Below are 19,965 nucleotides of genomic sequence, written 5' to 3'. Positions count from 1 at the left end.
TCTTCACTGGGTGCCCTCAAGCCACGAAGGCGATGGGAGCTGCCAGCTCCTGGCCGGATGCGTCCCGGCGCATGTCCACGTCGGGCAGCTCGACCGGCGAGCCGGCGGCGGTGCTGGCGTGCAGTGGCCAGGTGCCAACTCGGGCCAGCAGCAGGGTGTCCTGACCCTTGAGGAAGCGCTGGGAGCGCACGCCGCGAGTCCCGCGGCCCTTGACCGGATACATCTCCAGCGGAGTCAGCTTGGCCGACCCGTTCTCGGTGCCGGGCAGGGCCTCGGAGTCGCCGGCCACGGTCAGGACCACCGCTCCGGCCTGGGTGCTCATGCCGTTCTCGCCGGTCTCCTGATAGGTCCAGCCGATCTCTCCGGCCGGCACGACTGTAAAGGTGGCGACCTGGCAGCCCTGGGCCAGACGGATGCCCGCCATGCCGGCTGCATTGCGTCCCTGGGGTCGGACCTTGTCTCCCGTGAAAGTCAGCAGGCTGGCATCAGAGGAGATGATCACCATGCGGTCCCCGTCCTGGCAGGGGGCTGCGAAGACCACCTGGTCGTCGTCCTTCAGGTCGATGACCGTCCAGGAGTCCATGGTGGTCGGCGACTCGCGGTTCCAGCGCTTGACCGTGCCCAGGCGTGTTCCCAGGGCCAGGGGCCGGGAGTCGGCCATGTCGATGACGGTGATGGCATGCTCGTCGGCCTGGGGTTCGGTGCTGGCGGTCCCGCCCAGGAGCTCGTCGGCCACGATGCCTCCGCTCAAATTGGGGTTGGCGGTGGCCGGGATCAGCGGCAGGTCGGCCACGGGAGCGGTGATCAGCCGTCCAGCTGTGGTGACCAGGCCGTAGGTGGCCAGGGTGGTGGTGGCGAATATGGCGATGATCTGGTCGTCATGCCCCCGGTCCTGGTTGCGCGGCCGAGACCGCCAGGCGTCCAGGGCGCCCGGAGTGCTGCGTGCCAGCAGGCCGGTGGCGCTCATCATGACCGTACAGGGCTTGTCCTCCATGTGCATGTCGCCGCCATCACTGCCGCGGCTGGTTCCTCCGCTGGCCAGCAGCGTGGCCTGTGAACCAGCACCGGCCTTGCCGGAGGTCTGCTGAGGGGTCTGCTGATCGCCGGCTGCTGCTGACTGCACGGGGGCCAGGTCTCCGGAGGGCTCCTGGTCCAGGATGACCGTGCGCCTGGGTGTGCCCCACTGGGCCACCGCCTGGTCCATCTCCTGGATGACCACCCGGTCCAGCTCGGCCGAGGAGCCCAGAATCCGCTCCAGCTCCTCCAGTTGCTTGTTGAGGTCGTCTCGCTCGCCCTCCAGCTCGATTCTGCTCATCTTGGTCAACCGCCGCAGACGCAGGTCAAGAATGTACTGGGCCTGGGTCTGATCCAGGTCGAAGACCGCCATCAGCCTGGTCTTGGCCGCATCAGCATCGTCCGAGCCGCGGATGACCTGGATGACCTCGTCGATGTCGACCAGGGCCAGCAGGAGCCCCTCGACCAGGTGCAAACGCTCCAGGGCCTTCCTGCGTCGGAACTCGCTGCGCCGATGGATGACCGTGCGCCGGTGCTCCACCCAGACCTCCAGCAGCTCCTTGAGCCCCATGGTTCTGGGCCGTCCGTGGACCAGGGCCACGTTGTTGATGGTGAAGGAGTCCTCCAGGGGCGTGTACTTGAAAAGCTTGCCCAGAACCTTTGCCGGGTCGAATCCCGTCTTGATCTCGATGACCAGGCGGGTCCCGTTGTGCCGGTCGGTCAGGTCGATGGCGCTGGAAATGCCCTCCAGCTTGTGGTTGCGCACACCCTCGGAGATGCGCTCCAGAACCCGCTCGGGGCCCACCATGAAGGGCAGTTCGGTGACCACGATGGCCTTCTTGCGGGCGGTTACGTTCTCCAGATGGGTGACGGACCTGGTCACGAAGGCTCCCCTGCCATGTTCGTAGGCCTTGCGGATGCCGTCCCGTCCCACGATGATCCCGCCGCCGGGCAGATCCGGGCCGGGCAGGTAGCGCATGAGTTCGTCCAGCCCTGCGTCCGGGTGGGCCATCAGATACTTGGCGGCGGCCACCACCTCGCCCAGGTTGTGGGTGATCATGTTGGTGGCCATGCCGACGGCGATGCCCGAGGCCCCGTTGACCAGCAGGTTGGGGATGGCCGAGGGCAGGACCTGGGGCTCCTTGAGCTTGTTGTCGTAGTTGGGGGAGAAGTCCACCGTGTCCTGGTCGATGTCGGCGTTCATGCCCAGGGCCGCCGGGGCCAGCCTGGCCTCGGTGTAACGGGAGGCGGCAGGACCGTCGTCCAGGGACCCGAAGTTGCCGTGGCCGTCGACCAGAGGCAGACGCATGGCGAAGGGCTGGGCCAGACGGACCATGGCCTCATAGATGGATGAGTCACCATGGGGGTGCAGCTTGCCCATGACCTCGCCCACGGCCCTGGCGGACTTCATGTAGGGGCGGTCGGGGTTGAGGTTCATCTGCCCCATCTGGTAGATGATTCGCCGCTGGACCGGCTTGAGTCCGTCACGGGCGTCGGGCAGGGCCCTGGCGTAGATGACGGAGTAGGCGTATTCCAGGAAGGACTTGCTCATCTCCTCGTTCAGAGGGGTTTCGACGATGTGCTCCTTGACCTGCCGGGGGTCGTACCCCGCCGCCTTGCTCCTGCGATGAGTTGCCATGCTCAAGCTCCTGCTCCTTCACGTTCCGCCTTATGATAACCGGACGGTCCGCCAAAGCGTGCCTGTTCGGCCCCGGTGTCGGCCTGGGGTCTGACCGTGGTTGAATGGAAAGCATGGGTCTGGATACACCTGACATGAAGGAACTGCTGCAGCCGAGTCCGCCTATCCGATACGGGGACCAGGCGGGGGACAAGCAAGTTGGCGGGGCCAGGCATCTGTCCGCCGTTCTGCCAGCCCTGAGCGCCTGCCTGGGAGCACCCGTGGCCACCGACGTCCACCCCTCTGCCAAGACCCTCCAGGAGGCACTGGGACTGCCGGATGCTCGGTCGGTGGTCGTCGTCCTGGTGGACGGTTTGGGATTCTGGAACCTGGTCAGCCGCCAGGGCCATGTGCCCTACCTGCGCTCGCTGCTGTCCGAACCCATCAACCAGCGTCCCCTCTGCACCAGCCTGCCTTCGACGACCGTGGCCGCCATGGGGGTCTTCGGCACCGGAACCTGTCCTGGGCTGACCGGCATGACCGGCTACACCCAGCTGAACCCCGACACCGGCCAGCTGAGCCAGATGATCCAGTTCAGGGGGGCTCAGGATCCCGAGCGCCTGCAGCGCCGTCCCACGGTCTTCGAGACCCTCCAGGCGCAGGGGGTTCGTGTTACATCCTCGGGCCTGCCGCGTTTTCGTGACTCCGCCCTGACACGTGCGGCTCTACGTGGTGGGGAGTACCTGGCTCACAACCACTCCCGTCAGCGTCTCCTGGCCGCCTGTCAGGCTGCCCGCCAGCCGGGACTGACCTATCTCTACATCCGCGATGTGGACAAGGTGGGCCATCACAGCGGCTGGGAGGGCGAAGAATGGGTGGCCGCTCTTGAAGCGACCGATGCCCAGCTGGCTGAGCTCCACCGCCGACTGCCCGCCGGGACACTGACGGTGATCGTAGCCGATCACGGCATGGTCGAAGCCGATCCGGACCAGCGCATCGACATAGCCCAGGACCCGGAGTTGAACCGAGATGTGAGATTGGTGGGCGGCGAACCCAGGGCTGTCATGCTCTATTTGGATCCGGGGGTGGATCCCCAGGTCGTGGCTGCACGCTGGCAGGAGCATCTGGGGGAGCGGGCCTGGGTGCTGACCCGGGACCAGGCCATTGAACGGGGAATCTTCGGTCCTGTCGATGCCCGTATTCGTCCCATGATCGGCGACATTATTGTTCTGGCCGGTGACCGGGTCACCCTGGTGAATTCGGCTGACCAGACTGATGCGGCGACCAGGCTACCTGGCGTCCATGGTTCTTGGACCCGTCTTGAGACACAGATTCCCTGCCTGATCGATCTGGTCTGACTACTTGCCGAAGAGGATCTCATCCCAGCTGGGTACGGCCGACCGCCCGGAGTGTTTTTTGGCCCGCCTGCTGCTGCGACCATCCTTGGTCTCGTCCTCCTGCTCATCCTTACTGGCATCATCGCCTTGATCCTGCTGCTCGGGCTGCTCATGGCCAGCCTGGCCCTGTCCATGGCTCTGCACCGGCAGGACCATTGTGGATTCATTGTCCCTGATGGGAGGATGCTCGGCCGTATCGGGGTCCTCGGTCAGCTCGGCATGGGGGTGGTTGGGCTCCCGGTCAACTGTCTGGTCCTGTCCTTCCTTGGGCTTGCCATAGAGCCAGGCCGTGAGCGCCGCCTGACGCTCTCCGTTCTCCTGGCCCACCGATCCGGTGTCGTCTTCTTCGATTTGAGCAAAGGCGTCCTCCTGGCTTGGAGGCCGCTTGTCGGTCTGGTCGTCGATCTCTTCGGCAGGGCCCTGATCCAAGGCGGGTCGCTCCTGTCCATGGCCGTCTTCGGAATCATCCAGCAGCATCCTGGCAGCCCCGTTCAGACAGGTAACGGTGTTGTCATGCATGTTCCAGGCCCAGCGGGCGTTGAAAATCCGCTTGTCCAGCGTGAACACGCCGTTGATGTTCCAGGGTTCGTACCCTCGTCTGGTGGCCTGCCAGGAAACCTGTGCCAGGCTGACCCCCGCACGGGCCAGCACCTTGCCTATCAGTTCCTGGTAGTTTCGCCCGCCTGATCCCTTGGGCGCCGGCATGGTCAGGAACTGCTCGATGGCGTACTTCTTCTCGGTCTCCACCGGGGCCGCGAAACGCCGTACCAAGGCTTCGTTGACAGCGTATTGCTGAGCCACCTGTTCGGGGCGGGCGCCGGCACGCACAGCCGCCTGGATGGCAGAGACAGGCAGGGGCTTGGACTTGCCTGTCTGAGGATCCACGTCCTCTTCTTCCTTGACCTGCTTGGCCTCAAGAATGGCGCGATCAAGCGCATCGTCGACCCGTACGGCGAAGTGCCGGTGGTCACAGACGAAGACCAGATCGCCTCTGTCGTCGACATGGTCAAAGCTGGCCATCCTGGTCCCATTCTCAGACATGCACGCCCCTATCCTCTTACGGTTCCTTTACACGGCCTCAGGTATTTCCATTGTGCCCTACGGTTGGTATTTTACGTGCTTTTGAAATCGTGTATCCTATGCGCAGTACATATCGTGTGGAATGACCGGTATACGAGGTGACTGGCCGAACAAGGAAAGGGTACACGATGGCACAGGATTACGATACCCCGCGAGACAAGGATGACGACGAGGAATCCCTGCAGGAGCTTGGCAAGAGCGGGCAGGATTCCGGGGCTGACCTGGATGACGACGAGAACGCCATTGCCGAGGACTATGAGCTTCCGGGCGCTGACCTGAGCAATGAAGACTCCTCGGTGACCGTCATCCCCATGCAGGGCGATGAATTCATCTGCTCCAGCTGCTTCCTGGTCAAGCATCGGAGCCAGCTGGCCTACACCACATCCGACGGCAAGCCAGTCTGCAAGGAGTGCGCCGCCTGATGGCCTATGACGAGTCCTACAACGAGCCTGAAACGGTCGAGGTTCTGTTCCAGTCCTTGGACGGGGCAGACATGCCGAAATACGCCATGCCCGGTGACGCGGGGGCCGATCTGCGAGCCAGGGTGGCCGTGGATCTGGCCCCCTTCCAGCGGGCCTTGGTGCCTACCGGCGTCGCCCTGGCCCTGCCCAACGGCTACGTCGGCCTGGTCCATCCCCGTTCAGGACTGGCGGTCAAAATGGGTGTGACCGTGCTCAACGCGCCCGGGACCATCGATGCCGGGTACAGGGGCGAGATCAAGGTGCCGCTGATCAACCTTGACCCGCATGACTCGGTTCACTTCGAGCCTGGGGAGCGCATCGCCCAGCTGGTCATCCAGCGCTACGTGCAGGCCCGTTTCGTGCCCGCTGAACGCCTGCCCGGCTCGGTGCGTTCGGATGGCGGATTCGGCTCGACCGGCCGCTGATGCACCCTGCGGACACGAGCGACCCGAATGGGCTATGCGGAAGTGTAGGATTGGTGCATTATATCGGGACATTGGAGGCTTGAATGGTCACTCAGGAGGGCAGCGTCTGTAGCAATGATGTCGGCGATCAGGCCCCTTCTGGCTTGTCCTCCAGAGCCCTGGGCTGTGAGGTCAGCGACGATCCGCTCAACCCCCTGATGCCCATCTGGGAGATTTGCTCCGCCCATCATCCCGATGAGGACCTGTCCATGCTTCAGCGTGCCTACGATCGGGCCGTGGTCCAGCATGCCGACCAGAGGCGAAAGTCCGGCGAACCATACATCATCCATCCACTGGCTGTAGCCCAGATTCTGGCCGACCTGGGTATGGGGCCCACGGTGGTCTCGGCCGGTCTTCTGCATGACACTGTGGAGGACACCGACTACACCCTGGATCAGTGCCGGGACGAGTTCGGCGACACGGTGGCCGGGCTGGTGGACGGGGTCACCAAAATATCGAAGATGGACTACGGCGATTCGGCCCAGGCCGAGACCATCCGCAAGATGATTGTGGCCATGAGCCGGGATGTTCGCGTCCTGGTGGTCAAGCTGGCCGACCGGGTCCACAACGCCCGCACCTGGCGCTACGTCAAGGCTTCATCAGCCCAGCGCAAGGCCCGCGAGACCCTGGACGTCTATGCGCCCCTCGCCAACCGACTGGGCATGAACGCCATCAAGACCGAGCTGGAGGAGCTCAGCTTCAAGACCCTCTATCCCAAGATCTACAACGAGATCGTGGTCCTGGTCTCCCGAAGGGCCGGCCAGCGTGAGGTCTACCTGCAGCAGATCCTGGACGAGATCCATGAAGATTTGGATGCCCAGGGCATCAAGGCCCAGGTGACCGGGCGGCCCAAGGACTATTTCAGCATCTACCAGAAGATGATCGTGCGCGGGCACGATTTCGCCAACATCTATGACCTGGTCGGGGTGCGCATCATCGTGGACACCATCCGTGACTGCTATGCGGCCCTGGGCGCCGTCCATGCCCGGTGGAGCCCGGTGCCTGGGCGGTTCAAGGACTATATCGCCATGCCCAAGACCAACCGCTACCAGTCCCTGCACACCACTGTGGTGGGTCCGGGTGGCAAGCCGGTCGAGATTCAGATCCGTACCTGGCAGATGCACCGACGTGCCGAGTTCGGCATCGCCGCCCACTGGAAGTACAAGGAGAACGGTTCCGCCGGCCGCGAGCTTTCCCAGCCGGACAAGTCCGATGTCAAGCGTGAGCGCCAGGATAAGGAGCTGAGCCAGGAGGACAACCTGACCTGGATCCAGCAGCTGGCCGACTGGACCAGCGAGACTCCGGACTCCAACGAGTTCCTGGGCTCCCTCAAGGATGACCTGGGCGCGGCCGAGGTCTATGTGTTCACCCCCAAGGGCAAGATCATCTCCCTGCCGGCCGACTCCACACCCGTGGACTTCGCTTATGCCGTCCACACCGAGGTGGGCCACAGAACCATGGGCGCGCGTGTCAACGGCCGTCTGGTTCCTCTGGACACCAAGCTGCGCAACGGGGACACGGTGGAGATTCTGACCAGCAAGTCGGACACCGATGGGCCTTCGCGCGACTGGCTCAGTTTCGCCAAGAGCCCCCGTGCCCGCAGCAAGATCCGTCAGTGGTTCAGCAAGGAGCGCCGTTCGGAAACCATCGAGGAGGGCAAGGACGAGCTGATCCGCGCCATGCGCAAGCGGAACCTTCCCGTGGCCACCCTGCTGACCCCCGAAGCCATGGTGGGAGCTGCTGACGAGCTCAATTATCCCAATGAGAATGCGGTCTATGCCGCCATTGGCGATGGACAGGTCTCCACCCAGAACGTGATTTCGCGTCTGGTCCATGACGCTGGCCGGTCAGCCCTTGAGGACGAGGTGGAGCAGGAGGCCATCCCCCTGCAGCGGGTTACCAAGTCCAGTCGGCCGGAGACTTCCCAGGGCATCTCGGTCAAGGGCGTGGACGATGTCTGGGTCAAACTGGCCCGTTGCTGCACCCCAGTGCCGGGAGACCCTATCACCGGGTTCATCACCCGCAACCAGGGGGTCTCGGTTCACCGGTCCGACTGTCAGAATTTGCTGGAGTTGCGCAAAAAGCAGCCCGAACGGATCATCGAGGTCGCCTGGACGGGCAAACAGGGCACTTTTATGGTCCAGATCCAGGTGGAGGCCCTGGACAGGCCACACCTGCTCTCGGACATCACCCAGGTGCTGTCCGACCATGGGGTCAACATTCTGTCGGGCAGCCAGTCCACAGGCCGTGATCGGGTGGCCGTCAGCCAGTTTGTCTTCGAGATGGGCGACCCCCAGCATCTGAACACACTCCTGTCGGCCGTCAGGAAAATCGATGGGGTCTTCGATGCCTACCGGCTCACCGGAGCCAAAGGCTCGACCAGTCCCCATATGCGGGCCATCTGACCTTCCTCTGCGCTCTTGTGACGGCGTCCTTCATACCGTTCTTTCGAACCAATCACTTGCTCCCGGCCTTGAAAATCTGCTGTGCCGGAATCTGATAGACGGTTATCAACGGTGATTACAGAAGAACCCCCGGCGGTCAATGACCAAGCCGGGGGTCCTACCACCGGAAATGGGTGATTAGCGGACGGCGTTCATCCATTGCTCCTTGGTGGCTTTCTCGGCTTCAAGCTCCTGTCTCTTGGCCGGATCCTGCTCGGCGGCAATCCGCCGGTCCAAATCCTCAAGTTGAGTGGCCAGCTGCTGCTCGAAGCTGGAGACGCGGGCATCGGCCTCGGGGTCGGACTGATTCCAGGCGGCATCCTCCACGGCCTTGATCTGCCGGTCTACGGCATCCATCCTGCCCTCGATCCGACGCACGTCGTCACGGGGGACGAAGCCGATGGCGTCCCATTCCTCTTGGATCTTGGCCAGTTCCTGCCGGGCCTGCTTGGCGGCCTTGGTGTCCTTGACGGGCAGCAGGGCTTCGGCCTTGGCCACCAAGGCCTCTTTCTTGGTCAGGTTCTCCCGCTCGTTGACCGAAGTCTTGTCACGGTCGGCCTGACGGGCGTTGAAGAAGACATCCGCGGCCTGACGGAACCGAGCCCAGAGGGCGTCATCATCCTGGCGTCCTGCCCGTCCGGCCTGCTTCCAGCGGTCCATGAGCTCATTGAACTGGTGGGAGGTGGGTCCCCAGTCGGTCGAGTCCTTGATCTGGTCGGCCTCGGCGATGATCTCCTCCTTGATCCGCTTGGTCTCGGACCGCTGGGCATCACGTTGCTGCGCCCACTTGCGGCGGGCCTGGTTGAAGGTGGTACGGGCGGATGAGAAGCGCTTCCAGAGTGCGTCCGCGTCGGCCTTGTCGATACGGATGGTGGTGCGCTGGTGCTGCTGCCACTGCTCGAAGAGGGAACGGAACTTGTCCGCCGTGGAACGCCAGTTGGTGGAGTCGCCCAGGGATGCGGCCAGCTCTTCGGCCTTCTCTACAATGGCGGTCCGCTCCTTGATGGCCTTGGCCATGGCGTCCTTGCGGGCCTGCGCCAGCTCATCCTTGCGGGCCTTCCCCTGTTCAGCCAGCTGATCCAGCTGCGTACGCAGGGCGGCGAGGTCACCGACCGCCTCGGGCTTGTCGGTCTCCTCCTTGAGCGAGGTAATGGACTCGTCGATCTCGTGGGCCTTGATCTTGGGGCTGCGCAGCCTGGAGGCGAAGAGGTTCAGCTTCTCCTTGAGGTCCAGGTATCGGCGGGCATAGAGGTTCAGGGCCTCCTTGGCATCAGCGTTGGGGAACTGGCCCACCTGGCGTTCCTGGTCGCCCTCGCGAACGAAGACGTTGCCTTGCTCGTCCACCCGGCCGAAGGCTTCTGCCTTCTCAATCTCTTCCTGGCTGTAGGTGGGAGCGGCCGGGGCGGCCTTGACGTGAGGGGCCTTGTGGGCCAGAGCTGCTGGCGAGGGGATTGCCTTGGGCTTTGCCGGCTTAGGCGCGGCAGGTGCTGGCGCTGGAGCAGGCGCTTCGGCGGTTGCAGGCTGGGGTTCAGCCGGTACCTGTGCGCTCTGTGTCGGTGCGTCCTCAGTGGAAGCGGTCTGTCCGGGGGCAGCCTGTTCCTGCCCGGCTTCGGGCGTCGTCGCAGCAGCGACCTGGCCCTCCGCGTCCGCGGTGTGCTCCTCCTGCGGTGTCGGGGTATTCTCGGGTGTGATGGCGGTGTTGTCGGCCATGGCCAGCTCCTTAGGCTTGTGTGTTGGAGAGATCGCAAAATATGGCAATACCATTTTCCTTGACCTCCTATAGTATAGGTTCTTATGGCAAAAGGCACATCTCTATCCGGTTTCCCTGAATGGCTTCCTTCGCAAAGAGTGGTGGAGCAGCGAATCCTCGACACGCTCCGCAAGGTCTTTGAGTTAAACGGCTACATCGGCATTGAGACCAGGGCCGTGGAAGAGGGATCCAGCCTGCTCAAGAAGGGGGAGACCAGCAAGGAGATCTACCTGCTCTCCCGCCTTCAGGATCTGGGTCAGGAAAAGGATGTGCCGGTAGAACGCCGGTTGGGCCTGCATTTTGACCTGACTGTGCCGCTCAGCCGTTACGTGGTGGAGCACAGCAACGACTTGACCTTCCCCTTCAAGCGCTGGCAGATTCAGAAGGTCTGGCGGGGGGAGCGCCCCCAGGAGGGACGGTTCAGGGAGTTCGTCCAGGCCGATATTGATGTGATCGGCAATGGGGAACTGCCCGACCACTATGAGGTCGAGGTGCCCCTGGTCATGCTGAGCGCCCTGGAGGAGCTGCGGGCCTTTGGACTTCCCAAGCCCACGGTGCATGCCAACAACCGCAAGCTTTCCGAGGGATTCTACCGGGGTCTGGGCTTGGAGGACGTCGAGGGCGTCCTGCGCGAGATCGACAAGCTGGACAAGATCGGCCCTGACGAGGTGGCCAGCCTGCTGGTCAGTGAATGCGGCGCCGATGAAGACCAGGCCAGAGCCTGCCTGGATCTGGCCGAGCTGACCGCCGACGATGGCAAGCAGCTGCGTCAGCGGTTCGATGCCCTTGTCGACAAGGTTGGCATCGACAAGCAGTCTCCTTCATACGCTCTGGCCATTGAAGGACTGGGGACGCTGGCCATGATCATCGACGAGGCCGCCCGCATCCGGCCGGGCTCGGTCATCGCCGATCTGAAAATTGCCCGTGGTTTGGACTACTACACAGGCTCGGTCTACGAGACCTTCCTGGAGGGGGCGCAGTCCCTGGGATCCATCTGCTCCGGCGGCCGCTATGACAACCTGGCCAGCCAGGGCAACCGTACCTATCCCGGTGTGGGGTTGTCCATCGGGCTCTCACGTCTGCTCTCCTACCTGCTGGCCCATGGGGTCCAGGCCTCCCGGGTCTCCCCGGCGGCGGTCATGGTCGCTGTCTGGGACGAGGAGGATCGCACACTCAGCAACCACATCGCCCAGGACCTGCGTGCCCGGGGGATTGCCGCTGATGTGGCTCCCACCGCGGCCAAGATCGGCAAGCAGATCCGCTATGCCGACCACCTGGGCATCCCCTATGTCTGGTTCCCAGCCAAGGAGGGCCAGCAGGAGGGCGACCAGGTCAAGAACATCATTACCGGCGAACAGATTCCGGCTGACCTGGTGTCGTGGACGCCGGATAGCCTGTATGCCCGGCAGAGTGTGGAATACCAGGCCTGACGCAGGGGCAGGCCGAGCATTATGGAGGTACAGGAAAGCATGGGCCAGTCGGCTTACAGAACGAGCTACGCCACGGATGTCACTGAAGATATGGTCGGTCGCCAGGTGACGGTGGCCGGGTGGGTGGATCGCCGCCGTGATCACGGAGGCGTGGCCTTCATCGATCTGCGTGACCGTTCCGGTCTGGTGCAGATTGTCATCTATGACGAGGAAGAGGCCCGCCCCCTGCGCAGCGAGTACGTGATCCAGGTCACCGGCAAGGTTCGCGAACGCCCCGAGGGCAATGACAACGAGCACCTGTCCACCGGGCACATCGAGATCGTGGCCGACAGGATCGAGGTTCTGGCCAAGTCGGCCGCCCTGCCCTTCCAGGTGTCCACAGCCCTGGAGAACGAGGCCGAGAACAAGCTGCCCGGCGAGGATGTGAGGCTGCGCTACCGTTATCTGGACCTGCGTCGGCCATCCATGCAGCGCAACATCCGTCTGAGGGCCGCCATGAACCGTGCCGCCCGTGCCGCCCTGGACAAGATGGACTTCTGTGAGATCGAGACGCCGACCCTGATCAAGTCCACCCCTGAGGGTGCCCGAGACTTCCTGGTGCCGGCACGTCTGGTGCCCGGGTCCTGGTATGCCCTGCCGCAGTCCCCCCAGCTGCTCAAGCAGCTGCTGATGGTGGGTGGCTTCGAGCGTTACTACCAGATTGCCCGTTGCTACCGCGACGAGGACTTCCGTGCCGACAGGCAGCCCGAGTTCACGCAGCTGGACATCGAGATGAGCTTTGCCTCCCAGGAGGACGTCATGGCCATGGCCGAGCAGGTCATCGCCGAGGTCTGGAAGGCTGCGGGATTCGAGGTCAGCCTGCCCATCCCCAGGATCAGCTGGCAGGAGGCCATGGACAAGTATGGCTCCGACAAGCCTGACCTGCGCTTCGGCAACCCCATCGTCGAGCTGACCGACTACTTCAAGGACACGCCTTTCCGGGTCTTCCAGGCCCCTTATGTAGGCGCCGTGGTCTACCAGGGTGCGGCCAACCTGCCCCGCAGGCAATTCGATGCCTGGCAGGAGTGGGCCCGCCAGCGGGGTGCCAAGGGTCTGGCATACGTCCAGTTCACCGGCGACGGCACCCTCAAGGGCCCCGTGGCCAAGAACCTGTCCGATGCCGAGCGTCAGGGTCTCAAGGAGGCTGTGGGAGCCTCGGATGGAGATGCCGTCTTCTTCGCCGCCGGTCCCCGTGAGGCCTCGCAGACCCTGCTGGGTGCGGCCCGTGTGGAGATCGCCCGTCGCCAGGGGCTGCTTAAGCCCGACGAATTCGCCCTGACCTGGGTGGTGGACTTCCCGCTCTTCAAGCCCACTGACGACCCGGACGACGACGATGTGGCCGTGGGCCATTCCAAGTGGACCTCCATGCACCACCCCTTCACCATGCCCTCGGCCGATTGGATCGACCGCTTCGACAAGGATCCCGAGCACGCCATGAGCGACTCCTACGACATCGTCTGCAACGGCGAGGAGATGGGCGGCGGCTCGGTGCGTATCCACCGCGACGACATTCAGGACCGGATTTTCAAGGTGCTGGGCATCGGTCCCGAGGAGGCCCAGGAGAAGTTCGGCTTCCTGCTGGATGCATTCAAGTACGGCGCTCCGCCCCATGCGGGCATCGCCTTCGGCTGGGACAGGACCGCACAGATCCTGACGGGAGCCGACTCCATCCGTGATGTCATCGCCTTCCCCAAGTCCGGCGGCGGCCAGGATCCCATGACAGGGGCTCCTGCACCCATCTCCGACCAGCAACGCGCCGAGACCGGTGTGGACTGGGAGCCGGATCAGGAGGATGCCGACTGAGCGCATTCCGTCACTGATCGACGAGAGTCCAAGAGGGCTGGAATCCTGCGGGGTCCCGGCCCTTATTGTTCCTGTCCGTTTAAGCATTGGCAGGTCAATCAGTCGCGCCTGGCCAAGGCCTCTGCTTTACAGGAGAACCGTTTCTATGGCCGTTACGCAACAAAGAATGAGTAAACTGCCCAATATGAGCGAAACAACCAAACATCCGTCGGAGCGGATTCTGCCGGAGAAACCGGTCTCGGATCTCCCAGCCAAGGACAAGTCCGGGCCGCTGGTCGAGCTGGCCCACGTCGAGAAGCATTTTGGCAGCCTGCATGTCCTCAAGGACATCAACCTGCAGGTCGAAACCGGCGAAGTGCTGGTGGTGGTCGGACCCTCAGGCTCCGGCAAGTCAACCATGTGCCGGACCATCAATCGCCTGGAGTCCATCGACTCCGGTGTCATCAGGATCGAGGGGGAGCCCCTGCCGCAGGAGGGACGCGATTTGGCTCGGCTCAGGGCCGAGGTGGGCATGGTCTTCCAGTCATTCAACCTGTTCGCCAACAAGACCATCCTGGAGAACATGACCCTGGCACCCATCAAGGTGCGCCATATGCCAAAGAAGGACGCCGAGGACCTGGCCATGGACCTGTTGGCCCGTGTGGGTGTGGAATCACAGGCCTCCAAGATGCCCTCCCAGCTCTCAGGCGGTCAGCAGCAGCGTGTGGCCATAGCCCGTGCCCTGGCCATGCAGCCCAAAATCATGCTCTTCGACGAGCCCACATCTGCGCTGGACCCGGAGATGGTCAACGAGGTGCTGGACGTCATGATCCAGCTGGCCCAGGAGGGCATGACCATGATCTGCGTGACCCATGAGATGGGCTTTGCCCGTCAGGCCGCCGACCATATCGTCTTCATGGCCGATGGGCGGATTCTGGAGAAGGACGACCCCGACGACTTCTTCGACCACCCCAAGACCCAGCGGGCCGCCGACTTCCTGTCCAAGATTCTGACCCACTGAAGCAGGAGGGAAGCGTATCCGCATGAATGCAAGCATGCATGGCATGGGCCAGCCGTTGAAACGGCTGGCCAGGAATCTGACCGCGATCCTGTGTGCTCTGGGTTGCCTGGTCTCCCTGGCGGCCTGCGGCTCCGACAAGGAGGCAGGCAAGATCCGCGTGGGCATCAAGTTCGACCAGCCTGGTCTGGGCTTTAAGAAGGCCGGGACCTATGTGGGCTTCGACGTGGACGTGGCCACCTACATCGCCGACAAGCTGGGTTACAGCCCCGACGACATCGTCTGGAAGGAGGCCCCCTCCAAGCAGCGTGAGGCCATGCTCCAGAACGGTGACGTGGACATGATTCTGGCCTCTTATTCCATAACGGACGAGCGCAAGCGGGCCGTTTCCTTCGCCGGACCCTACATTGTGGCCGGTCAGGACCTGCTGGTACGCAAGGAGGATCATCAGATCCGCGGCCCCGAGGACCTCAACGGCAAGCGGCTGTGCTCGGTGACCGGATCTACCTCGGCCGTCACCGTCAAGAAACGGTTCGCCAAGGAGGTTCAGCTGATGGAACAGCCGGGCTATGCCGAATGCGCCACCGCCCTCTTCTCCGGCATTGTCGATGCGGTCACCACCGACGACATCATCCTGGCCGGTCTGGCCTCCGCCTCCCGTGGAAGGCTGCGGCTGGTCGGCAAGCCCTTCACCCAGGAGTATTACGGGGTGGGTATTAAGAAGGGCGATACCAAGCTGGCCCACAAGATCAACGCGGCCCTGGCCGACATGGAGGCCAACGGCTCCTGGCAGCGGGCGCTGGAGAACAACACCCGGGGCACCCATTACAAACCCGACCCGCGATACAACCCGCCCAAGCCCAAGGAAGGAGAGTGAGATGTCAACCATCATCGAGCTGTTTTCCGACTACGACATTCCAGCTGCCTTTTGGGTCAACATCCAGCTGACCCTTTGGTCGGCCCTCTTCTCACTGGTCCTGGGCATCATACTGGTGATTATGCGCATCTCGCCCATCTCCTCCCTGAGGGCCGTCGGACGAGGGTATGTGGAGTTCTTCCAGAACATGCCACTGACCATCATCATGGTCTTCATGGTCCTGGGGGCCTTCGCCCAGCTCAAGATCAGCTTCTCGCCGGAATTCTCGGTCAACTTCTTCTGGCTGGCGGTCACGGGCCTGTCCCTGTATACGGCGGCCTTCGTCTGCGAGTCCCTGCGCTCAGGCATCAACACGGTGCCTCTGGGCCAGGCCGAGGCGGCACGTGCCCTGGGGTTGAGCTTCTTCCAGTCGGCCTCACAGATCATTCTGCCCCAGGCCTTCCGCGGGTCGGTGGCGCCCCTGGGCAACACCTTCATCGCCCTGCTGAAGAACTCCACCGTGGCCGCGGCCGCTTCCGTGGCCTCCGAGAGTTCCTCCCTGATGAGCGAGATGATCGAGTTCCATGCCAACGCCATCGTGGCCATCTTCCTGATCTTCGCCTTGGGCTACGTGATTCTGGTGCTGCCTATCGGGGCTTTGACCACGTATCTGTCCAACAAGCTGGCAGTGAGGAGGTGAGCGGCCATGGCACAGGACAATGAGAGCTCGCTGCTCTTCGACCAGCCCGGCCCCAAGGGCCGGCGCACTATACGAATCGTCAACTGGATAGCTGCCGTCATCTTCGCCATCGTGGTCATTCTGGTGCTGATGAGGCTGCATAATCCTCCGGACGGGGAGAACCAACTGAGCTGGGAGCTCTGGCGCCCGGCCCTGGACTACGAAGCCTGGTCGGACTTCTACCTGCCTGGGCTCTGGCTGACCATCAAGGCCTCTGTAGTTGCAGTGATCGGTTCTGTCATCTTTGGGTTCATCTTCGGCATCGGCCGTCTGTTGCCCAACGGGCTGGTAAGAGCTGTCTCAGGTATCATCGTGGAGTTCTGCCGGGCCGTCCCGGTGCTGATGATGATGATTTTCTTCTGGCGCTGGTTCGCCTTTGCCGGAGTCAGCCAGGCCTCCTACTGGGCCGTCGTGCTTGGGCTGATACTTTACAACGGCTCGGTGGTGGCCGAGCTGATCCGTTCGGGCGTGGGCAACCTGCCCAGCGGCCAGTGCGAGGCCTCCCTGGCCCTGGGGCTGACCAGGACCCAGTCGCTGATGCAGATCGAGGTTCCGCAGGCCGTCTACGCCATGCTGCCGGCGGCCGTGACCCAGCTCGTTGTGGTCCTCAAGGATACGGCTCTTGGCTCCATCATCATGTACACGGATCTGTTGCAGGAGTCCCGTCGTCTGGGCTCCATGTACTTCAACATCCTGCAGACCCTGGTGGTGGCCTCGGTGGTCTACTTCTTCGTCTGCTTCCTGCTGTCCCACTTCGCCCGCTGGCTGCCCAAGAAGATGCAGGAGCGCACCGCCGCCCCCGCCGACTTCGTGGAGCCGGCCGCGCCTGTGGCCATCATGGATCCCTCCAACGTCAACCAGATAGCCGTAGCCAAGGAGGTGGACGAGGACCGGTACGGCGGTGCGCCGTTGCAGTACCATGCACATCACCGTGGATCCAATGCCTCCATCCAGCACTGGAGGAAGACCCGCTACATCCAGGGCTATGACAGGACCCAGCCCGACACGCTGGTCGATCCGCACAAGGCGAGTCTGGAGATTCCGGACTTCCTCAAGCCTGGACGTGGCAGCCGCTCCGGTGGTGAGCAGAAAGCCGAGGGGAAGACCAGGAAGGAGAAGAAAGGCGGCAGCGACAAAGGCAGCAAGAACAGGAGCTGACGAAGAGCTCCTAGCTGTTCCCTGTCTGGCGGCTTTCCCGTTTCTGGACTTAGTTGACGAAGCCTGTGTCCGGCCGGACTTGTGTGCCTGGCCGGATAGACTGGTGGACATGGTCCAAGAACATGCTGATTCCTCAACCGCCCCAACCGACCAACCAGTCTCCTTGGGCGACCTGGTCCCCGAGGCGGGAGGCCCCCGCAACCTGACCGAGGATCAGATTTACGACCGTTTCTTCTCCTGGGTGGCTTCCCGGGGCATCACCCCCTGGCCGCATCAGGAGGAGGCTGTCCTCTCCCTGGTTTCTGGCGACCATGTGATTCTGTCGACCCCGACCGGCTCGGGAAAGTCCATGGTGGCCCTGGCCATGCATTTCATCGCCCTGTGCACTGGGCGGCGCTCCTATTACACGGCTCCCATCAAGGCCCTGGTCTCCGAGAAGTTCTTCGACCTGGTTTCGGTTCTGGGTCGCGACCGGGTGGGTATGATCACCGGCGACACCCATATCAACACGGATGCCCCGGTCATCTGCTGCACGGCCGAGATCCTGGCCAACCAGGCGCTCAGGGAGGGTCGCCATGCCGATATCGGCTGCGTGGCCATGGATGAGTTCCACTATTACGGGGACCCGGACCGAGGCTGGGCCTGGCAGGTGCCCCTGCTGACCCTGCCCGATGTGCAGTTCCTGCTCATGTCGGCCACCCTGGGCGACGTGGATCAGATCGCCGTGGACCTGGAGCGCAAAACCGGGGTGGGGGTGGACATCGTCGCCGACGCCCCCCGACCGGTGCCTCTGGATTACCGTTATGTGGACACCCCCTTGCCCAACACTGTGGAGTCCTTGCTGGCCGATGGGGATTCGCCGGTCTACATTGTTCACTTCTCCCAGGATGCCGCCCTGGAGACGGCCCAGGCCCTGTCCAGCACGGGGGTTTCCGACCGGGGCCAGCGGGACCGGATCAAGGAGGCCATGGCCGGCACCCGCTTCACCACGGCCTTCGGCAGGATTCTGCAGCGGCTGTTGCGCACCGGGGTCGGGGTCCACCATGCGGGCATGCTGCCCCGGTATCGGCGTCTGGTGGAGCAGCTGGCCCAGGATGGCCTTCTGCCGGTCATCTGTGGCACGGACACCCTGGGGGTCGGCATCAATGTGCCCATCCACACGGTCCTGCTGACCGGGCTGACCAAGTTCGACGGCTACAGGATGCGCCGTCTGCGGGCCAGGGAATTCCATCAGATCGCAGGCAGGGCCGGGCGCATGGGCTTCGATACCAGTGGGCTGGTCGTGGCCGAGGCTCCCGAATACGAGATAGAGAACGCCAGGGCCGTGGCCAAGGCGGGCAACGACCCCAAGAAGCTCAAGCGGATCAAGCGGAAGAAGCCCCAGGAGGGGTTTGTTACCTGGGGCAAGGGGACCTTCGACAAGCTGATCGAGGCCCGTCCCGAGACCCTGACGCCGCACCTGAAGATCTCCCACGCCATGGTGCTCAACGAGGTCGACCAGGGCGGGGATGCCAGGAGGCGGGTCGAGGACCTGATCGAGGACTCCCGTCAGACACCGCAGCAGAAGGAGCATCTGCAGGACCGGGCCGACGAGATCTTCCAGACCCTGACCGACACCGGGGTCATCGAGACCGAACGGAACCCCGACGGCGGCCTGGACTACTTCACGACCGTGGACCTGCCCGAGGATTTCGCCCTGGACCAGCCTCTTTCGCCCTTCCTGCTGGCCGCCCTGGAGCTGCTGGATCCCGAGGACCCTGACTACGACATGAACCTGCTCTCCATGGTCGAGGCCACCCTGGAGGATCCCCGGCAGATTCTCAAGGCCCAGCAGCGGCAGGCCCGTGACGCGGCCATCCAGCAGATGAAGGAGGACGGCCTGGAGTACGAGGAACGGATGGAGCGTCTGCAGGAGGTGACCTGGCCCAAGCCCCTGGAGGAGCTGCTGGGGGAGGCCTTCGACCGCTACCGTCGGGATGTTCCCTGGGCCAACGACTATGAGATCCACCCCAAGTCCGTTCTGCGGGACATGATCGAGACGGCCTCGGACTTCAACGGCTACATCGCCCGCTATGGAATATCCCGGTCGGAGGGGACCCTGCTGCGCTATCTGTCCGATGCCTATCGGGCGCTCAGCAGGACGGTTCCCGAAGAGTTCATGGATGAGCGGCTGGAGGACATCCTGGCCTGGCTGGGACTTATTGTGCGCTCGGTGGATTCCAGCCTGGTGGATGAGTGGGAGGCCGCGGGCAGGGCTGAAAATGGCGAAGTCGCAAGCGGCCTGGATGCCGCTCCGCCCAAGGTGGAGAACCAGGTGGTGGCGGACCGGCGTGGGTTGACCCTGCTGGTGCGCAACGCCATGTTCCAGCGGGTGGAGCTGGCGGCCGCCGACCGTCCGGAGGCCCTGGCCGACCTGGATGCGGACTGGGGCTATGGCCTGCGGGCCTGGAGCGACGCACTGGATGACCTCTACGAGGACCATGAGCAGATCCTGACCGATGCCCAGGCCAGGTCCTCGGACTTCTTCAGCCTGGATGACCGTGACGAGCGCCAGGGGCACACATGGCGGGTCCAGCAGATCTTCGACGACGTCGAGGGGGAGCGCGACTGGGGCATCGCAGGCATCGTGGACCTGGATGCCACCCAGGAGAGCGGTCAGGTGGTATTCAAGGAGTACCGGGTGGGTCCCATCGAGGAACTGATGGAACTCTAGCC

At 63.5% G+C, this 19,965-nt stretch carries 14 protein-coding genes; 11 read left to right on the top strand and 3 right to left on the bottom strand.

Annotation, left to right across the window (positions count from 1 at the left end):
- Window positions 1-16 precede the first annotated feature (16 nt).
- Window positions 17-2,653, bottom strand: coding sequence for a DNA gyrase/topoisomerase IV subunit A (locus ACUIAF_RS03085; protein WP_445339150.1), 2,637 nt, complete (start codon window positions 2,651-2,653; stop codon window positions 17-19).
- A gap of 113 nt (window positions 2,654-2,766) precedes the next feature.
- Between ACUIAF_RS03085 and ACUIAF_RS03080 the strand changes: the two genes are divergently transcribed.
- Complete coding sequence (locus ACUIAF_RS03080; RefSeq protein ID WP_015021670.1) at window positions 2,767-3,990, top strand: alkaline phosphatase family protein; 1,224 nt, start codon at window positions 2,767-2,769, stop codon at window positions 3,988-3,990.
- Here ACUIAF_RS03080 and sepH read toward each other — a convergent pair whose 3' ends face one another.
- Window positions 3,991-5,070 carry a septation protein SepH gene (gene sepH, locus ACUIAF_RS03075; protein WP_445338972.1) on the bottom strand — a complete coding sequence of 360 codons (1,080 nt, stop codon included), beginning with the start codon at window positions 5,068-5,070 and terminating at the stop codon, window positions 3,991-3,993.
- 167 nt (window positions 5,071-5,237) lie between these two features.
- On the opposite strand from sepH, the gene ACUIAF_RS03070 reads away from it, so the two are divergent.
- The 3 genes from ACUIAF_RS03070 (at window position 5,238) to ACUIAF_RS03060 (ending at window position 8,439) form a co-directional block, all read left to right on the top strand.
- On the top strand, window positions 5,238-5,531 hold the full coding sequence (locus ACUIAF_RS03070; RefSeq protein ID WP_015021672.1) for a DUF4193 domain-containing protein: 294 nt from the start codon (window positions 5,238-5,240) through the stop codon (window positions 5,529-5,531).
- On the top strand, window positions 5,531-5,995 hold the full coding sequence (dut, locus tag ACUIAF_RS03065; protein WP_015021673.1) for a dUTP diphosphatase: 465 nt from the start codon (window positions 5,531-5,533) through the stop codon (window positions 5,993-5,995). Before ACUIAF_RS03070 ends, dut begins: the two co-directional genes overlap by 1 nt.
- 83 nt (window positions 5,996-6,078) lie before the next feature.
- The gene (locus tag ACUIAF_RS03060; protein ID WP_015021674.1) at window positions 6,079-8,439 is read left to right on the top strand and encodes a RelA/SpoT family protein; all 2,361 of its coding nucleotides are present in this window, start codon (window positions 6,079-6,081) and stop codon (window positions 8,437-8,439) included.
- A 177-nt stretch (window positions 8,440-8,616) separates the two neighbouring features.
- Here the strand turns inward: ACUIAF_RS03060 and ACUIAF_RS03055 are convergent, their stop codons facing one another.
- Window positions 8,617-10,188, bottom strand: coding sequence for a DUF349 domain-containing protein (locus tag ACUIAF_RS03055; protein WP_445338971.1), 1,572 nt, complete (start codon window positions 10,186-10,188; stop codon window positions 8,617-8,619).
- Window positions 10,189-10,272: 84 nt separating this feature from the next.
- Between ACUIAF_RS03055 and hisS the strand changes: the two genes are divergently transcribed.
- The 7 genes from hisS to ACUIAF_RS03020 all read left to right on the top strand — a co-directional run bounded on the left by hisS (window position 10,273) and on the right by ACUIAF_RS03020 (window position 19,963).
- Window positions 10,273-11,658 carry a histidine--tRNA ligase gene (gene hisS / locus ACUIAF_RS03050; RefSeq protein ID WP_015021676.1) on the top strand — a complete coding sequence of 462 codons (1,386 nt, stop codon included), beginning with the start codon at window positions 10,273-10,275 and terminating at the stop codon, window positions 11,656-11,658.
- Between the two features lie 39 nt (window positions 11,659-11,697).
- The gene (gene aspS / locus ACUIAF_RS03045; protein ID WP_445339149.1) at window positions 11,698-13,500 is read left to right on the top strand and encodes an aspartate--tRNA ligase; all 1,803 of its coding nucleotides are present in this window, start codon (window positions 11,698-11,700) and stop codon (window positions 13,498-13,500) included.
- A gap of 184 nt (window positions 13,501-13,684) precedes the next feature.
- Window positions 13,685-14,500: an amino acid ABC transporter ATP-binding protein gene (locus tag ACUIAF_RS03040; RefSeq protein ID WP_269749211.1), complete on the top strand. Its 816-nt coding sequence runs from the start codon at window positions 13,685-13,687 to the stop codon at window positions 14,498-14,500.
- 43 nt (window positions 14,501-14,543) lie between these two features.
- Window positions 14,544-15,374 carry a glutamate ABC transporter substrate-binding protein gene (locus tag ACUIAF_RS03035; RefSeq protein WP_110417140.1) on the top strand — a complete coding sequence of 277 codons (831 nt, stop codon included), beginning with the start codon at window positions 14,544-14,546 and terminating at the stop codon, window positions 15,372-15,374.
- A gap of 1 nt (window position 15,375) precedes the next feature.
- Window positions 15,376-16,053 carry an amino acid ABC transporter permease gene (locus tag ACUIAF_RS03030; RefSeq protein WP_015021680.1) on the top strand — a complete coding sequence of 226 codons (678 nt, stop codon included), beginning with the start codon at window positions 15,376-15,378 and terminating at the stop codon, window positions 16,051-16,053.
- 6 nt (window positions 16,054-16,059) lie between these two features.
- A complete protein-coding gene (locus tag ACUIAF_RS03025; protein WP_445338970.1) occupies window positions 16,060-17,250 on the top strand; it encodes an amino acid ABC transporter permease in 1,191 nt (396 codons plus the stop codon).
- A gap of 109 nt (window positions 17,251-17,359) precedes the next feature.
- Window positions 17,360-19,963, top strand: coding sequence for a DEAD/DEAH box helicase (locus ACUIAF_RS03020; RefSeq protein WP_445338969.1), 2,604 nt, complete (start codon window positions 17,360-17,362; stop codon window positions 19,961-19,963).
- Window positions 19,964-19,965 lie beyond the last annotated feature (2 nt).

The sequence above is a fragment of the Bifidobacterium sp. ESL0822 genome (genome assembly GCF_052606675.1).
Note: the sequence above shows the minus strand (reverse complement) of the source record. Positions and strands in the feature narration are given on the sequence as shown.

What these genes read in the sequence shown, in the direction of transcription:
- ACUIAF_RS03085 (WP_445339150.1), bottom strand. Translation starts at nt 2,653, where the DNA reads ATGGCAACTCATCGCAGGAGCAAGGCGGCGGGGTACGACCCCCGGCAG.
- ACUIAF_RS03080 (WP_015021670.1), top strand. Translation starts at nt 2,767, where the DNA reads ATGGGTCTGGATACACCTGACATGAAGGAACTGCTGCAGCCGAGTCCG.
- sepH (WP_445338972.1), bottom strand. Translation starts at nt 5,070, where the DNA reads ATGTCTGAGAATGGGACCAGGATGGCCAGCTTTGACCATGTCGACGAC.
- ACUIAF_RS03070 (WP_015021672.1), top strand. Translation starts at nt 5,238, where the DNA reads ATGGCACAGGATTACGATACCCCGCGAGACAAGGATGACGACGAGGAA.
- dut (WP_015021673.1), top strand. Translation starts at nt 5,531, where the DNA reads ATGGCCTATGACGAGTCCTACAACGAGCCTGAAACGGTCGAGGTTCTG.
- ACUIAF_RS03060 (WP_015021674.1), top strand. Translation starts at nt 6,079, where the DNA reads ATGGTCACTCAGGAGGGCAGCGTCTGTAGCAATGATGTCGGCGATCAG.
- ACUIAF_RS03055 (WP_445338971.1), bottom strand. Translation starts at nt 10,188, where the DNA reads ATGGCCGACAACACCGCCATCACACCCGAGAATACCCCGACACCGCAG.
- hisS (WP_015021676.1), top strand. Translation starts at nt 10,273, where the DNA reads ATGGCAAAAGGCACATCTCTATCCGGTTTCCCTGAATGGCTTCCTTCG.
- aspS (WP_445339149.1), top strand. Translation starts at nt 11,698, where the DNA reads ATGGGCCAGTCGGCTTACAGAACGAGCTACGCCACGGATGTCACTGAA.
- ACUIAF_RS03040 (WP_269749211.1), top strand. Translation starts at nt 13,685, where the DNA reads ATGAGCGAAACAACCAAACATCCGTCGGAGCGGATTCTGCCGGAGAAA.
- ACUIAF_RS03035 (WP_110417140.1), top strand. Translation starts at nt 14,544, where the DNA reads ATGGGCCAGCCGTTGAAACGGCTGGCCAGGAATCTGACCGCGATCCTG.
- ACUIAF_RS03030 (WP_015021680.1), top strand. Translation starts at nt 15,376, where the DNA reads ATGTCAACCATCATCGAGCTGTTTTCCGACTACGACATTCCAGCTGCC.
- ACUIAF_RS03025 (WP_445338970.1), top strand. Translation starts at nt 16,060, where the DNA reads ATGGCACAGGACAATGAGAGCTCGCTGCTCTTCGACCAGCCCGGCCCC.
- ACUIAF_RS03020 (WP_445338969.1), top strand. Translation starts at nt 17,360, where the DNA reads ATGGTCCAAGAACATGCTGATTCCTCAACCGCCCCAACCGACCAACCA.